Below are 16815 nucleotides of genomic sequence, written 5' to 3' on the forward strand. Positions count from 1 at the left end.
TTTAAAAGAATCGAGGTGAATCAACTTGTTTTGGTTTACCTTTTGCATTATTATCACTACTTCCCTTAGATTTCGAAGGTCCTTTTCTACCTAAATAGAATTTAAGGATAATCTCATGAGACCCATTATTAAATTCACCAAGTAAATTTGTATTGTAATCATACGAATACCCTGCAAATAAGGTATTAGAGATTTGAAAACCTGCTAAACCACTAAATGCGTTATCTAAACGATATGAAACACCAGCAGTAACCACATCAGAAATTAAGAAGTTACTCGATAAGTTCACATTAACCGGCGATCCCGATATAGTATTCACCAAAAAGGCAGGTTTAAATTTCAGGTTATCTGAAAGTTCAAAAACATAACCACCTATAAAATTGAATTGAAGTTTATCTTCTACTACCGATGCAATTTCGTCATTGTACACCCCTTCGGTTAAAAAGTTAGGCACAGAAGCACCAAAGTACCAATCTTCTGAATATAAGAAAGCACCAGCACCTACCGTTGGGTAGAATTTGCTTAGCATCTCTTCGCTCAGATTCTCACCTGGGTTCTCAAACGTACCTTTCGAAAAATCAACATTTAAAAATGAACCACCGGCATCAATACCGAACGACAATTTCGTTTCATCGGTTACCATTATCTGATAAGAATAAGAAATATCGGCATAGGTCTGCGTAGCAGGACCTAATTCATCATTTACGATATTAATACCTAAACCTACTTTTTCATTTTTAAACGGCAAGTTAGCACCAAAACGAAACGTTCTAGGCGCACCAGGTATATCGATCCACTGCGCTCTGTACAATCCAGAAAATTCAGGATTTTCTACCGTACCAACATAAGCCGGGTTAAAACTACCAATATTATACATGTACTGGGTGTACTGAGGTTCTTTCTGTGAAAATGCATTAAAGCTTAACAGAGAAAATAGTACTAAAGCAATAGTATAACTCGATTTATAAAAGTTATAATCCATAATTTATTTTATCTAATAAGCTGTATCCAACCTTTGTCTAATATTGCAGGTTGATTATTAACACTATAATTCATGATATAAAAATAAGTTCCCTTTGGCGATTCTTTACCTTCATAAGTACCATCCCAAACATCGCCATCATTTACTTTTTCAGTTTCAAAAACAAGATTTCCGTAACGATCGTAAATTTTTATTTTGTATTGCAAATTAACCTCTACTTGCGCACCAGTATCTGGATCTGTCAAAGTTCTATTAATTCGAAGAACCTCATTCTGATTATTACCGTTAGGCGAGAATTGATTGAACAGGAAACCTGGATCTGCAGGGCTCTTCTGAATTACCTCGACCTCAACGGTTGCCTCATTATTTTCTGTATTACCATCACGTGGTGTTGACCTCACAATATTTGCCGTATTCGTATATGTACCCATTGCAGGAACTCTAGCAATAATTCTTAACGTAGCTGTTTCTTCTCTATTCAAAGAAGGAATATTCCAATTACCAGAAGCTTCGTCATACGTACCACCAAAATCTGACTCAGCAGAAACAAATTCAAATCCGTTTTCAATTGCTATTAAATCATTTACAATAATATCGGTTACCACATCAGATTCAGAAATATTGGTAACTCGGATAATAAATTCTACTTCACCACCCACCAAGGCTTTATCTGGGCGAGCTTCTTTCTCAATTTTAAGATCGACACCTTCTGGAGCCTCTGTACTTAAATCTACAGTTGCTTCGTCATTTTCAGGGTTATTATCTGAAGGAATAGATTCTAGCAATACAGCAGTGTTTGTATAAGGACCCTGTTCTGCCACTACTACTGTAATAGATAGTTCTAAAGAAATACCTGCTGCAAGTTCTGAAATAGTCCAATTACCGGATACTTCATCATAATCGGTAGCTTCAGGAGCATCTGCAGAAACAAAATCGAAACCTAATTCTAAAAGATCCCCAACAACTATAGCTCTTGCAGTTCTGTCCGATAAATTAGTAAGCAATATTTTAAATATAATGGTATCACCAATTAAAGCATCAATATTATCTACCGATTTCAACACCTCTAAATCAATTGGATCATCACAATTAGGCGTAGCCACAGGATCACAAGGATCATCAGGATCAGAACCATTAGTTTGCTCATCTAAGTCTGAAATTCCGTCACCATCGGTATCACAACTACCATTGAATCGATTAGGTATACATGGATTATTATTAGCAGGATCTTGTTGATCATTTACTCCGTCATTATCAGCATCTGCAGTATTAGAATCTAGGGCATCGATAATTCCGTCACCATCTTCATCTAAAGGGTTAGCGATATCATCACCAACTTCAACTCCATCTTCAATACCATCACCATCGGTATCAGCATCGTTAGAATCTGTACCTAACACAACTTCTTGACCACCTAGAAGACCGTCATCATCATCATCGGTTTCACAGTCGCTAACGTTTATAGTTACATCAACAGTAGGATTCTCGCATGGTGCAGTAGAATTTGTTGTCGTAAATCTAAAAATATAAGCACCAGAAGCAAAATCTACGAATTCTACAACATTCGTAGAACTAATAGTCACATCGTTTTGCGGACCAGAAACAAACACCCAAACCCCAGGGTCAGCTCCATTTAGTCTCGTATCTAAATCTATAGCTGTAAGTCCGTTTTCAGCCACATTACATATAGATCCATTTTGCGCCGTTCCGGCTGAAGCTTGAGAACCTATTCTTGCGATAACCGGTTGTCTTTCGGTAGTACATCCATTTTCTGTAGCTTCTACATAATAAGTAGCTGTAGCATTCAAGGAAGGTGTTGTATATGTTTCACCCATTGCAATCGGTGTAACCGCATCTATAGCGTCGTACCAATTAATAGATGCACCGGCAGTTGGCACTACACTTAAAAGCAGCGTACCCGGACCACAACGCTCATTATCATTAATGGTTACCAATTGTGGCAATACATTTCTAACAATCTGAACTTCAATAGTTCCACTTGCGCAATCATTAGCTGCATCATAGAAAAAACCATAATAAGAAGCTGGTAAATCTACATCTTGAGCTTCTGCTACAGTTAAATGAGAGTTTGTGTTTAAAGGATTAGAAACTCTACTCCATGTTAAAACAGTTCCCGCAGGAGCTGCGCTACTTGTAAAATCAAATAAATTGGCTGAAAAAGCATCTCCAGCTGTCTCAACACAATAGATATTTGAAACAGTTGTATCTAAGGTCGGTGCAGCAACACAGTTGTCATCATCTTGAATTGTACCAATGGCTGTACCGCTATTTGCACGTTGTACATTATTGGTAGGTAACCCTAACTGTACTGTAAACGTTTCTGTATTTTCTAAAATAGCATCGTTATTAATTGGTACTGTTATTGTACTTGTTTCATTCACTGTACCTGTAAAAGTCAATGAACCATTCGTACCTGTATAATCTGTACCATTTATTGCAGTATCATCGATAAAAGAATAGGTAACTGTTGTACCACCAACAACTGCCAAATCAAGAACTACATCAAATTCCATTTCACCATCCGGATCATCTTCATTTAAAGAACCGTTAGAGATTGTTAATGTCGCTTGATCATTATCACTAATTTGAACAGTAGCATTTCGAGTAATGGCAGGACCTAAAATATAACCTGTACCTGCAGCTAAAGTCAGTATTACTGTTTCAGCCCCCTCTTGAATTGCATCATTGATTGGTGAAATTTCTATTTTAGCCTCTTGTTCTCCAACAGGTATACTAACAGCATTACCATTTATAGCTGCATAATCAACACCATTACCTGCAGTACCACTTATTACATAGTTTACTATAATTGGACCTGTTGTATTATTTGGCGCACTTAAACTCACTGTAAATTCCCCAGGAGAAACAGCGCCATTACTTTCTGCAGCCGTACCATCTGAAGCTGTAATTTGTGCAACGTTAGTATCATCACTTACAATAAAAACTGTTGCATTATTTGGCGAACCTATTGTATAGCCTGTACCTGCAGCAACTGTTAAGATTACGCTTTCATTATCTTCAATAGCAGTATCATTTATTGGAACTAGGTTAACAGCCACTGAACTAGCATTGTTCGGTATTGAAACAGTACCACTTAATGCCGTGAAATCTGAACCTGATGTTGCATTACCAGCTATGTTATAATTTACGACTACCGGTGCGCCGGTTGTATTATTTTCATCTAAACTTATTGTGAAAATACCATTAGAAACCGGACTTTCATTAGCTGTAGCAATCGTTGAAACAACAGAAACTTCGAAAATAATATCATTGTCATTGTTTACAACAGGAACATTTGCAACATTGCCACCTGTTAAAACACTGTAATTAGCATCTGACGAAGTAACGTTTCCGGTAATAATAGAGTATGATATATTCCCATCTACATCTGCATCATCAACACCTGTCACAGTAACTAATACGCCAGTATCCCAATTTGCTATAGGCACAGTAACAGAAGCAGGAACGGTACCTTCATCTGTATTATTACTTGTCAAAGCAACTGTAACCGCTGCCGTTGGCTGGGTATCTAAAGTAACATTAAAAGTAGCTGTTGTGCCATCTTCACCTGTATCACCACTAATAGCACTTACATTAACGCCTGCAAAATCATTGTTAACTATAGTACCTTTAGAGGCCGCACCAATATTTACATTTGTATTGCTAGCGCTTACTATTTGAACACCAAAACTTTCATCATCTTCTATAACATTATCATTGCCGGTTGGTACTGAAAACGTTTGCGAAGTAGAACCTGCCAAAATCTTTATTGTTTGAGAGGTACTATTGTAATCTTGAGGATGAGCAATACCGGGACCCCCCCCTATAGCATCTCCTCCAGAAAACTCAACTTCTACCTCGTAGTCATATTGTACAGGTTGATTTGAAGTTATAGTAAAATCTAGACCATCACCTTCATCTGCTGAAGAATCATTTATACTTAGGGTCACAAAATCATCATCAGCAATTGTAACTGTCGCTTCATCACTATTAGGATCTATAGAATAGTTAGATAAAGGATTGGTTACCAATCTAACAATAACCGTTTCATCCCCTTCAATAAGAAGATCCTGGGCTGAAGCAATTACATATACCGTACTAGTACCTCCACTTAAAAAAGCAGAAGTAACTGGCATGGAACCACTTAAAGCTAAATAATCAAGCCCTGCCGTAGCGGTACTACTTATTAAAACCTCATAATTTATGGTTCTAGTCCCAGAGAAAACACCAGACCTAAGACCAACTCTGAATTCACCTCGTATCAAACTACCCTCTTTGGTATTTACAAGATTTTCTATGTAAGCTGTTTGACCAGAGGCGCTTTGCGAAAAGGCGCCTAAAAAAAGGAATCCAAAAACAAAAAGGAATTTCTTTAAGCTCCTACTAATATTAGAAGTCAAAAAATTATTATATATACTTATTTTCATAGCATTCTTTATCATTCCCAACAGTAAGGCTGGAGGATGTTCTAAATCCATAACCAAAAATGAGGGTCTCAATATTACAAAAAAATCAAGGTAAACCCCTCACAAACAGTTGAAAAAAGGATTTATAGGTTAAATGGTACTATTAAGGAAACAATGGTTAGTCTGTTAACTCTGGAGCTTGTGTAGTTACAGAAGGTTCAATTTTTCTTACCAACCCTTGTAATACCTTACCAGGACCTATTTCAGTAAAAACCGTAGCACCATCTTTTACCATTTGCTGAACACTTTGCGTCCATTTTACTGGCGCAGTCAATTGCAGCATTAAATTCTTTTTAATTTCATCTGCACTATTTACCGCAGTGGTAGGCACATTTTGGTATATAGGGCAACTAGGCGTAGAAAATGTAGTATTAGCTATTGCCGCAGCTAATTCTTCTCTAGCAGGCTCCATAAATGGAGAATGAAAAGCGCCACCAACAGGTAGCATTAAAGCACGTCTAGCTCCCGCTTCTTTTAATTTTTCACAGGCTTCTTCTACTGCAGATACTTCTCCAGAAATTACCAATTGACCCGGACAGTTATAATTTGCAGCAACAACAATGCCTGAAATTTCTGCACATACTTTTTCTACAACAGCATCTTCCAAACCTAAAACGGCAGCCATTGTCGATGGTTTAAGTTCACATGCCTTTTGCATTGCCAAAGCTCGTTGCGAAACTAATTTTAATCCGTCTTCAAAACTTAAGGTATTATTTGCTACCAAGGCAGAGAACTCACCTAAAGAATGACCCGCAACCATATCTGGTTTAAATGAATCTCCCATCACTTTACTTAGAATAACAGAATGAAGAAATATAGCTGGTTGAGTTACCTTAGTTTCTTTTAATCCTTCGGCAGTACCTCTGAACATTACCTCAGTAATCTCAAAGCCTAGTATATCGTTTGCTTTAAGAAACAACTCTTTTGCAATAGGGTATTTTTCATATAGATCTAAACCCATTCCGACAAATTGAGCACCTTGCCCAGGAAAAACATACGCGTTCATAACTTTTAGTTTTGGTGGGTCAAAAATACGTATTTTAGATAGACTGCCATACCCAATTGTATATTTGGATTCTCATCTATTCTTTAAACCAGCCAGAATACATGGTATAAGCTTCGGCAATTCTATTGATTTCACCAGAACTTAATTCGGGACTAATATCTTTTATTTTCTTTGCGGGCATACCTGCAAAAATACTCCCAGATGGCACATGCGTCCCTTTTGTCAGTACAGCTCCGGCAGCAATAATACTATTACTTTCTACTACACAATCATCCATAATAATACTACCCATACCAATTAGCACATTATCATGTATGGTACACCCATGAACAAGAGCATTATGCCCAATAGAAACATTATTACCGATTGTGGTAGGAGATTTTAAATAGGTACAATGAATTACGGCACCATCTTGAACATTAACCTTATCGCCCATTTTAATAAAATGAACATCACCACGTAATACTGCATTAAACCACACACTACATTGCTTACCCATAGTTACTTCACCTACTATGGTTGCATTTTCTGCAATAAAACAATCTTCACCTATAACGGGTTCTTTACCTCTAACAGCTTTTATCATTGTAATTCTTTTAATTAAAATAGGATAGAAAATCTTTCTTTTTTGATGCGGAAACCATCAATTCTTTTCCGTTGGACATTACCACACTACCACCTTTGCCTTTTCTGTACTTTACCACCTCATTTACATTTACTAAAAAAGATTTATGTACTCGTGCAAATGGATAATCCGTTAATGCATCTTCAAAATATTTCAATGTTTTGCTGACCAAAATCTTCTTATTCAACAAGTAGATTTCGGTATAATTATCATCTGCCTTGCAATACAGTATTTCGGCAATATTTAATACTTGAAATCCGTCTTGCTGTGGCAATGTTAACTTCCCTTCTACTCCGTTCGATTTTGTGCTTAAAACCTCACCCTCTAAACTTGCTTCTTTTTCACGAACACCTTCTACATATTCAACTGCATTTACCAACTCATCTATATTGATAGGTTTTGTCAAATAATATGCGGCATGATTATTTAATGCATCTTTTGCATAATGATCATAGGCAGTAACAAAAACAGTTTCAAAAGTTCTATCTGGTAATTGATCCAATAAATCAAAAGCATTACCAAAAGGCATCTCTACATCTAAAAATACCAGATCTAAGTCGTTACTCTCAATTAAGACCAAGGCTTCTTTAATTGATGAAGCCTCGCCTAACAAGTTTACACTTTGGCAATATTTAGCAATATAATTTCTTAATATCTCTCTACTATTTGCCTCATCTTCTACTAAAATTGCGTTTAAGCTCATTTTTCTCTTTTTAAAATGAATAGGACTTTAGTTCCTGAACCATCCGACTGTAAATCTGAAATTTTGATAGCTACCTTATCAGTATACATATCGTTTAAAATAGCAACTCGTTTTTTAATGATGCCCATTCCTTTCGACTTTTGTTTTCGCTGATTTTGAGTTTTAATTTCTGCAGATTTCTTTCGTCCAATACCGTTATCAGTAATACTGATTATAATAGAATCTGCACTATTCTCTTTAACAGTCACCAACAATTCACCCTTTTCTTCTCTATATCTTAATCCGTGCCAAATAGCATTTTCAATATATGGCTGCAACAACATTGGTGGAATTTGAAACTTATTAACCTGTACATTCTCATCAACAGCTATCTGGTAATCAAATTTATCTTCGAATCTAGAATGCTCTAGTTTTATATAAAGTTCTAACTGCTGCAATTCTTTTTCCAACGGAATAAAATCTTCCTCAGAATTTTCTAATACAGAGCGCATCAACTTTGAGAAATCGCTTAAATATCTATTTGCGCTACGTTCATCGCTTTTTGAAATGAAGTTATTTACCGAATTCAACGCATTAAAAATAAAATGCGGATTCATCTGCGACCGCAACGATTTCAATGCCAATAAGTTATTTGCCAGTTTTTGTTGTTGGTTACTTCGATAAAAGAAAAAAGCCGCCAGCAAGGTTAATAGGAGTCCGAATATGAGCGAATAAATTACCAGTTGCTGTCGCTTATTACTTTCTTTCACCAACTCCTGCTCTGTAAGCGCAAGATCATATTTACTTTGCGAAAGTTCTCTTTCTTGCTCTAAACCTGTAAGTCGGTTTTCTGCATTTGCAATTTCACGATTAAATCTGGTAGCTCTAGAAATTTCTTGTTCTTTACGTACATATAATGAATCTACTAAAGCCACATATGCTTGGTAAGTATCTAATGCCTTGGTAAAATCACCTTTTACCTTATACACTTCAGACAACTTTCTAGTAGCATCTTTCTGAACCACTAAATCATCATCTGAATCTGCTTCAACAATACTTTTCTCTAAAAAAGGAATAGCCTCGTTGTACTTATCTTGAGAGATATACGCATTCGCAATTTTATAGTTAATACGCTGTGATGTAATGGTGTCGCCTAATTCTAATTTCTTTACACCTGCGTTGGGCGAATTAAGCTTTTTTAATTCTTGAAGACTACTTTTACGCATAGTAATCTCTTCGTTGAATCTATTTTTGGTGTTATAAAAATCTGCAACCTTTTCTTTCTCTTGCAACGCTCTTTTAGGTGCTGATTGACTTGCAAGTTCTAACGAACTATCATAATAAGCTTCAGCCTCCATATTCTGATTTCCTAAAGAATAGGTATCACCTATTTTAGAATTTAGATCAATCATTTTTGATGTAATCTGATTCTTATCGGCAATCAACAACCCTCTATTATACAAGTCTAAAGCTTCTTGTGTTCTACCATTTCCTTTTTTAGCATCACCTAACAATTCATAAAGTACTACACTTTGGTGCGGTGGCATAGACTTAATTTCTAATAACGGATTCAATAACCCTAAGCTTTCGTCAAATCTATTCGTTAAGTTATATGCCTTAGCTAGTAGCAAAGAAGTAGAAATCGTCTTATTATTTTCTAAAGCATCTTCGTAATTATCAATAGCCAGATCTAATTGTTTGTGATATTGATAGATTTCACCGAGTTTAGAAAGTGACCTTGCCAGCTCTTTCTTTCGCCCTCGTTTACCTAAAATTGAAATTGATTGTGCTACTAAGTCAATACTTCTTTCAATATCTTGAGCTTTATACTCTTCTGCCGAATCTAATAACTGCTGATGTTTGACAGCTATATCAGGTAATGATTTAGATCGACTGCTAATTGGTGAAGATTCAAGATCTTCAACTAAAATTAAAACATCATCATTCTTCTGTACATCGTACCGTAGGGTTTCAATATCATCATGTTCTATTACTAGCTGATCACCAATTCTAGTTCTAATCTCAAACTCCCCTAATGCATTAGTAATCACAAAGTCTCCCATATCATTAGAAATAGAAACACCCGATATTGGTTTTCCAGTATTTCTAACTTCTACCCTACCCTCTAAAGTAAATCTTAGGGCATCGTTTTGCCTTTGAGAATGAAGTGCGCTCCATCCTAAAAGAAAACATATTACGATATAGACACTATAATTTTTCATCTGTTATTACTACGGTAAACTTAGCTGATTATTGTGGCACTAAAAAATACGTATTACTTAAAACACCCTAATCTAAACAACCATTTCACGGGTTTACAAACTCTACATACCACTTTACTAAGTGAAACGGACAGTTCGCTCATTCTCGTTATTCAGAGAAATACTTTGCATTTAGTTTAGCATTGAATTTAAAACAAAAAACAATGAAAACGATTAAGCAACTTGGATCATTCGGCATAGCACTTCTTACTTTAACTACCATATTCGCATGTAATACTAACAATAAGAAAAAACCTATTGAATTGATTGCCCAGGCTACAGAAACAATTGAACCAATTGAACCAATTGAACCTAAGGAAACGAACACGGTTCAAATAGCCCTGTTATTAGATACTAGCAATAGTATGGACGGACTAATAAACCAAGCAAAATCTCAGCTTTGGGATATTGTAAATGAGTTTAGTTATGCAAAATGCGGTAATGACACCAGACCTAATTTACAAATTGCATTATACCAATATGGCAATGATAATCTTTCTGCTAACGAAGGATATATTCAGCAAGTATTAGGTTTTAGTAGCGATTTAGACGAGATTTCAGAAAAGCTATTTTCTTTAACTACCAATGGTGGTGAAGAATACTGTGGTAAAGTACTGCAAACATCTTTACACCAATTACCATGGAATAAGAATCCGGATTTACTGCGAATGATTTTCATAGCCGGCAACGAACCTTTCAATCAAGGTAGATATAACTACAGAACTGCATTAGCAAATGCCAATGAGAAAGATGTGGTTGTAAATACTATTTTCTGCGGAAATTATGAATTGGGAATAAATACCGACTGGAAAAATGGAGCATCGTTAACGGGTGGAGAATATATGGCTATAGACCACAATAAAGAAGTAGTACATATCAACACACCTTATGACGATATCATTATAAAACTGAATTCAAGATTGAATACTACGTACGTTTCTTATGGGTCTATGGGTAAATCAAAATATATAGCACAAGAAGTACAAGACAATAATGCATTAGAGATGGAAGAAGCCGTTGCCGTGAAAAGAGCGGTGAGCAAAAGTTCTAGACTTTACAATAATAAAAAATGGGATTTGGTTGACGCCTACGATGATGCCGAATTCGAAATAAGTTCTGTGGAAAACGATGAGTTACCAGAAGAGCTACAAGGCAAAAATGAAAAAGAGATAAAAAAGTATGTAGATGACAAAAAGAATGAAAGAGAAGAAATTCAAAAAGAGATACAAGAATATAACAGGAAACGACTAGCTTATATTTCTGGACATCAAAAAGATGAAAAATCAGGAGAGCTTGAAAACGCTATGATTAAAGCAATAAAAAAGCAAGCCAAAACGAAAAATTACAGTTGGGAATAATAAAAAACCAGGTCTGCTCAATTATGGGCAGACCTTTTTAATTTGCTGCTGGGCAGTAACAATCGTACTTACGTTCTTTTTGACCGAAATCATAACCTAAGGTAATTTGATGAAACCCACCATTATCAAAACGGATATCTCCAATTTGATAAGAATAGTTATAAGAGACCATAAAGTTTTTGAAATTAGCACCAACAATCGGAGTAACCAATTGCAAACGTTGTTCACCAAAAGAAGCTCCATCTTGAAATTGTGCTCCATCAAAACTTCTTCTATATGAGAGTCCGCCCCAAACACGACCAAAATCTACATCTTTATAAACCTTAGCATTTATATCTAAACTTTTCTCTTTAGTAAATTCAGTCATTTGAAATAAGATAGATGGTTCAAACTGCCATTCACTTCTTCCAAAAACATAACCCGTAGAAACTAAAAAACGTCTAATATTATCAATAACCAACTCTTCAGGGTTATCTTGCCTATCTCTATAATATAAATTTCTCTTACTACCCGTTAATGCATTAGTAACTGCAAAATGCGTATAAAATTCTTGATAGTTATATGAAATACCGATATCAACATTAGTGTAAGACGAACTTAATTTTATACCTGAAACCGCAGGGTCTGGTGTAACAGACCTAAATTCAGTTTCATCTAAACTGCTTTGTAAAATGGTTGCGCTTAATCCGAAAGAAAGTTGATTCAACTGCCTTACATCATCGCCGCCCATTCTTAAATGGTGAGCATATGTTAATTTTAATCCTGTTTGAGAATGATAGCCATTAGCATCATTAAATATGATTGCACCAATACCACTAGGGGAATCACCTAATCTAAAATGAGCATTTATCGTCTGTAAACTTGGTGCATCATCGACATCGAACCATTGTTTTCTTGCAGTGGCTCTAATCTTACCTCCCTGACCAATACCGGCCATTGAAGGAAAAACTAAATAATAGTTGTCAGATAAATAATCAAAATATACTGGAATACCTTCTTGCGCATTAGATTTCAATCCAATCATAAGTACGGTAAACAATAGAAGTAAGTGGTATTTCATCTTGGGACTTTAAAACTAAGGTTTAGTTTCACTAATATAAAGTGTATAACGGGTTAACCTCAACATTATTATGTAGGTGCAAACTAAGATTTCCTTTGTATTTTTGCATAAAATTACTGAGAAATGAAAGAGTATTCAATTACGGTCGTTAAGACCAATAACCCAAATATATTAAAGTTCGAAACTAATCACATATTAGTTCAACGAAAAAATTACGAATTCAAGAATATTGATGATGCCAAAAACTCACCTTTAGCTCAGCAATTATTCCATTTACCGTTTATAAAAACGGTATACATTTCTGGTGATTTCATCGGATTAGAACGTTATGATATTGTTCAGTGGGAAGATGTAAAAGATGAAGTTGCACAACAGCTAGTTGAGTATTTAAATGCAGGAGAACCCATAGTCATTGAAGAAGACATGGACAAACCTGTACCGGTAACTGTTTATGCTGAGGTGACACCCAACCCATCTACAATGAAGTTTGTGGCTAGCAAGAAAATTGTAGCATCGGCATTCGAATTCAAGAACATTGATGAAGCAAGAGATTCTAAGTTGGCTATGGAGCTATTTCAGTTTCCGTACGTAAAACAAGTGTTTATTGACGAGAACTATGTTTCTGTTTCTAAGTATGAAGTTGCAGAATGGGACGATATTAATATTGAACTGCGCGAAGTAATTAGAAATTTCATTGCCGACGGCAAAGAAATTGTTGCCGATAATGCAAAAGCAATTGGTGTAGAAGCGCAAGTATCTGAAACTGTATCTGCAGAAAGCACTATCGATCTTGATGAAACCTCTCAAGAAATAGTTGATATTTTAGAAGAATATGTAAAACCAGCCGTTGCGAGTGATGGTGGTAATATTATGTTTCAATCATACGATGCAGAAACCAAAACGGTTAATGTAATTTTACAAGGGGCATGTAGTGGTTGCCCATCATCAACTTTTACCTTGAAAAACGGTATTGAAACGATGCTAAAAAATATGATGGGAGACAAAGTAAATGAGGTAGTTGCGCTTAACGGTTAATTAATCATTGAAATGAATTAAACATTGCCTTCAATTTTTGTAACTTTAAATAAATCTAAAAATCATTAATTATGGCAGTTTTAAAAGTAATCGAAATATTAGCAAATTCTGACAACGGATGGGAAGACGCAGCGAAAAAAGCAGTTTCTGAAGCATCTAAATCAGTAAAGAATATTAAGTCGGTTTACATCAACGAGCAAAGTGCTACTGTTGAAGACGGAAAAATCAAAAATTACAGAGTAAATGTGAAAATCACTTTTGAAGTGAAATAACAATTACCTTACAGGATTAAAAGCGCCAAATGGCGCTTTTTTTGTTTTAAAACTAAAATACACCCAATGCCTACCCCACAAAAGCATACTAATAATCTAATTAAAGAAAGCAGTCCATATTTACTGCAGCACGCACATAACCCTGTTAATTGGGAAGCGTGGAATGATGAAGTTTTAAAACAAGCAAAAGAAGAGCAAAAACTAATACTTATTAGTATTGGTTATGCCGCTTGTCATTGGTGTCACGTTATGGAACATGAATGTTTTGAAGATGAAGAAGTTGCCAAAACTATGAATGCCCATTTTATAAATATTAAAGTGGACAGGGAAGAACGACCAGATATTGACCATATTTATATGGATGCATTACAAATGATGACAGGTAGTGGCGGATGGCCTTTAAATATTCTTGCGCTACCCGATGGCAGACCTTTCTGGGGCGCAACCTTCGTTAAAAAACAAGAATGGATACAAGTATTGAATCAACTTCAACAACTTTATGTTGATGACCCTAATAAGATTATTGGGTATGCCGAAAATATGGCAACAGGGTTAAAAGAAATCAATGCTATCACTAAAAATGAAAATCAAGATTTAATGGAGGCTTCTGAAATTGATCTGATGGTTAGTGATTGGGCCAAATACTTCGACACCTTTTTAGGAGGATACAAACGGGCACCAAAATTTATGATGCCTACCAACCTCAACTTTTTACAATACTATTCGCACGCAAAAGAAGACAATACTGTAAATGAATATGTAAACACTACTCTAACAAGAATGGCCTGGGGCGGCATATTTGATCATGTTGGCGGCGGATTCTCTAGATACTCTGTAGACACTAAATGGCATGTACCGCATTTCGAAAAAATGCTATATGATAACGGCTTGTTAATTAGTCTTTACGCAAATGCATATGCTAATACCAAGAATGAGCTCTATAAAAGTGTCGTTGAAAAAAGTATCACTTTCATAGAAGAAGAACTACTAGATAAAAGTCACGGATTTTATTCTTCTTTAGATGCTGATAGTTTAACTGATGATAACAAGTTAGTAGAAGGTGCATTTTATGTTTGGCAAGAAGACCAACTTAAAGAACTGTTAAAAGACGATTACCCTGTTTTTGCTGATTACTTCAGTGTTAACTCTTATGGATATTGGGAAGACGACAACTATGTATTGATTAGAGATTCAGAAGCTTTAGCTATTGCAATGAATCATTCTATTACAAAAGTAGAATTACAACAAATCATCTCTAAATGCCTTTCTTTATTAAAAATTGAAAGGGCGAAAAGAAATAAACCAAGATTAGATGACAAAATTTTAACCTCTTGGAATGGGTTGACATTAAAAGGACTTACAGATGCTTACAGATATTTAGAAGACGATAAGTATTTAAGCCTTGCTATTAATAATGCTAACTTTATTTTAAAGCATATGACCACCGAAGATGGTGGTTTATACCGCAACTTCAAAAATGGAAAAAGCACTATTCATGGTTTTCTAGAAGATTATGCTTCTATTATTGATGCATTCATAGGGCTATATGAAGTTTCATTTGATGAAAAATGGCTTGATTATAGTTTAGAATTAACAAAATATGTGATTAAAAATTTCTCAGATACTGATACGGGACTATTCTTTTTTACATCTAATAACGAAGACAATCTTATTAGAAAGACTCTAGAAGTTGCAGATAATGTTATTCCTTCTTCTAATTCAATGATGGCACATAATCTGCACAAACTCTCCAAGTATTTTCCTGAAGATAATTTTGATATTCGTTTGCATCAAATGATGAAAACTATGAAATCATCTATCACTGAGAATCCGCAAAATCATGCCAATTGGCTTCACTTAGCACAGCTAATGAGTGAGAATTTCTATGAATTGGTCGTTATCGGTGAAAACTTTGAACTCATATGCAAAACCCTCATGAAGAACTATCTACCAAACGCTATATTTGCTGCTTCAAATGCTAAAACTAGCAACTTACCTTTGTTAATGAATAGGTATGTAATGAACAAAACGCTCATCTACGTTTGTAATCACGGTAGCTGTCAAATGCCCGTAGAAGAACCTAGCAAAGCTTTAGATCTCGTTTCATCTATCACTTAACAATTATTCAGCCTCATATCAATTATAGGTTACAAGTTACTGGTCGAATTAGCAGTTTAAACAAATAAAAGTTATGATGGATAAAATAATGAATCTGCAAGAGCATGCAGATAATGCGATAGCCTGGCTATGGGCGGTACTACCAAGTGTATTATGGGCAATATTTTTATTAATTGCCGGCACCTACCTTATACGTTTCATAAATAAAATGATACGTAAATTTTTCGCAACAAAAGACTATGACTTAGCACTAGAAACATTCTTACAGAGCTTTATCAGTATAGCTTTAAAAATAATACTCTTCGTATTGGTAATTACCCAATTAGGAGTACAAACAAGTTCTTTGGTTGCTATTTTAGCATCTGCAGGTTTGGCTATTGGTTTAGCATTACAAGGTTCACTAGCAAATTTCGCTGGTGGAGTTCTAATCTTATTATTTAAACCATTTAGAATAGGAGATTTTATCTCTGCTCAAGGTGTAGACGGTACGGTAAAAGAGATTTCAATATTCACTACCAAAGTAAGCACCTTCGGTAACCAAATTGCGATAATACCAAATGGTCAACTATCTAACAATACAATAACAAATTATAACGCTCAGGATACTAGAAGAGATAAAATTGATGTCGGCATTGGTTATACCTCGAATATAAAAGAAGCTAAAGAAATTCTTTTAGCTATTTGCAATGAGCATGAAACCATACATAAGACTCCAGCACCAGAAGTATATGTAGGTGAATTAGGAGATAGTTCGGTAAACCTGACCTTACGTTTTTGGGCAAACAATACCGATTTTTGGGCTGCGCATTTCTTTGTATTAGAAGAGGTAAAATATCGTTTTGATGCTGCAGGTATTGAAATACCATTCCCACAAAGAGTGGTTACGCAGATGAAAAGTTAATTTATAATTCACAGCGAATAAGAAAGCC

The 16815-nt window shown here is 35.4% G+C and carries 12 protein-coding genes; 5 read left to right on the forward strand and 7 right to left on the reverse strand.

Annotated features, from left to right (window positions below; all coding sequences use genetic code 11):
• Position 1: 1 nt before the first annotated feature.
• The 6 genes from QSV08_RS12955 to QSV08_RS12980 form a co-directional block, all read right to left on the reverse strand.
• Complete coding sequence (locus QSV08_RS12955) at positions 2 to 982, reverse strand: type IX secretion system membrane protein PorP/SprF (protein ID WP_324023754.1); 981 nt, start codon at positions 980 to 982, stop codon at positions 2 to 4.
• A gap of 8 nt (positions 983 to 990) precedes the next feature.
• The gene (locus QSV08_RS12960; RefSeq protein WP_324023755.1) at positions 991 to 5430 is read right to left on the reverse strand and encodes a Calx-beta domain-containing protein; all 4440 of its coding nucleotides are present in this window, start codon (positions 5428 to 5430) and stop codon (positions 991 to 993) included.
• Between the two features lie 157 nt (positions 5431 to 5587).
• Positions 5588 to 6475: an ACP S-malonyltransferase gene (gene fabD / locus QSV08_RS12965; protein WP_324023756.1), complete on the reverse strand. Its 888-nt coding sequence runs from the start codon at positions 6473 to 6475 to the stop codon at positions 5588 to 5590.
• A 76-nt stretch (positions 6476 to 6551) separates the two neighbouring features.
• Complete coding sequence (locus QSV08_RS12970; protein ID WP_324023757.1) at positions 6552 to 7061, reverse strand: gamma carbonic anhydrase family protein; 510 nt, start codon at positions 7059 to 7061, stop codon at positions 6552 to 6554.
• A 10-nt stretch (positions 7062 to 7071) separates the two neighbouring features.
• The gene (locus tag QSV08_RS12975; RefSeq protein WP_324023758.1) at positions 7072 to 7803 is read right to left on the reverse strand and encodes a LytR/AlgR family response regulator transcription factor; all 732 of its coding nucleotides are present in this window, start codon (positions 7801 to 7803) and stop codon (positions 7072 to 7074) included.
• Positions 7800 to 10004, reverse strand: a complete 2205-nt coding sequence (locus QSV08_RS12980; RefSeq protein WP_324023759.1) for a histidine kinase — start codon at positions 10002 to 10004, stop codon at positions 7800 to 7802. The genes QSV08_RS12975 and QSV08_RS12980 overlap by 4 nt, the downstream gene beginning before the upstream one ends.
• 203 nt (positions 10005 to 10207) lie before the next feature.
• On the opposite strand from QSV08_RS12980, the gene QSV08_RS12985 reads away from it, so the two are divergent.
• Positions 10208 to 11401, forward strand: coding sequence for a VWA domain-containing protein (locus QSV08_RS12985; protein WP_324023760.1), 1194 nt, complete (start codon positions 10208 to 10210; stop codon positions 11399 to 11401).
• A gap of 37 nt (positions 11402 to 11438) precedes the next feature.
• Here QSV08_RS12985 and QSV08_RS12990 read toward each other — a convergent pair whose 3' ends face one another.
• Positions 11439 to 12461, reverse strand: coding sequence for a type IX secretion system membrane protein PorP/SprF (locus QSV08_RS12990; protein ID WP_324023761.1), 1023 nt, complete (start codon positions 12459 to 12461; stop codon positions 11439 to 11441).
• A 123-nt stretch (positions 12462 to 12584) separates the two neighbouring features.
• Between QSV08_RS12990 and QSV08_RS12995 the strand changes: the two genes are divergently transcribed.
• From QSV08_RS12995 to QSV08_RS13010, 4 genes are all read left to right on the forward strand, one after another.
• A complete protein-coding gene (locus QSV08_RS12995; protein ID WP_324023762.1) occupies positions 12585 to 13496 on the forward strand; it encodes a NifU family protein in 912 nt (303 codons plus the stop codon).
• 71 nt (positions 13497 to 13567) lie between these two features.
• Positions 13568 to 13768, forward strand: coding sequence for a dodecin family protein (locus tag QSV08_RS13000; RefSeq protein ID WP_027064938.1), 201 nt, complete (start codon positions 13568 to 13570; stop codon positions 13766 to 13768).
• Between the two features lie 66 nt (positions 13769 to 13834).
• Complete coding sequence (locus QSV08_RS13005) at positions 13835 to 15886, forward strand: thioredoxin domain-containing protein (protein WP_324023763.1); 2052 nt, start codon at positions 13835 to 13837, stop codon at positions 15884 to 15886.
• Positions 15887 to 15962: 76 nt separating this feature from the next.
• Positions 15963 to 16787, forward strand: coding sequence for a mechanosensitive ion channel family protein (locus tag QSV08_RS13010; protein ID WP_324028371.1), 825 nt, complete (start codon positions 15963 to 15965; stop codon positions 16785 to 16787).
• Positions 16788 to 16815 lie beyond the last annotated feature (28 nt).

Source organism: Maribacter sp. BPC-D8 (genome assembly GCF_035207705.1).
Classification (GTDB): Bacteria; Bacteroidota; Bacteroidia; order Flavobacteriales; family Flavobacteriaceae; genus Maribacter.

Coding starts and splice junctions, on each gene's coding strand:
- QSV08_RS12955 (WP_324023754.1), bottom strand. CDS start 982: ATGGATTATAACTTTTATAAATCGAGTTATACTATTGCTTTAGTACTA.
- QSV08_RS12960 (WP_324023755.1), bottom strand. CDS start 5,430: ATGAAAATAAGTATATATAATAATTTTTTGACTTCTAATATTAGTAGG.
- fabD (WP_324023756.1), bottom strand. CDS start 6,475: ATGAACGCGTATGTTTTTCCTGGGCAAGGTGCTCAATTTGTCGGAATG.
- QSV08_RS12970 (WP_324023757.1), bottom strand. CDS start 7,061: ATGATAAAAGCTGTTAGAGGTAAAGAACCCGTTATAGGTGAAGATTGT.
- QSV08_RS12975 (WP_324023758.1), bottom strand. CDS start 7,803: ATGAGCTTAAACGCAATTTTAGTAGAAGATGAGGCAAATAGTAGAGAG.
- QSV08_RS12980 (WP_324023759.1), bottom strand. CDS start 10,004: ATGAAAAATTATAGTGTCTATATCGTAATATGTTTTCTTTTAGGATGG.
- QSV08_RS12985 (WP_324023760.1), top strand. CDS start 10,208: ATGAAAACGATTAAGCAACTTGGATCATTCGGCATAGCACTTCTTACT.
- QSV08_RS12990 (WP_324023761.1), bottom strand. CDS start 12,461: ATGAAATACCACTTACTTCTATTGTTTACCGTACTTATGATTGGATTG.
- QSV08_RS12995 (WP_324023762.1), top strand. CDS start 12,585: ATGAAAGAGTATTCAATTACGGTCGTTAAGACCAATAACCCAAATATA.
- QSV08_RS13000 (WP_027064938.1), top strand. CDS start 13,568: ATGGCAGTTTTAAAAGTAATCGAAATATTAGCAAATTCTGACAACGGA.
- QSV08_RS13005 (WP_324023763.1), top strand. CDS start 13,835: ATGCCTACCCCACAAAAGCATACTAATAATCTAATTAAAGAAAGCAGT.
- QSV08_RS13010 (WP_324028371.1), top strand. CDS start 15,963: ATGGATAAAATAATGAATCTGCAAGAGCATGCAGATAATGCGATAGCC.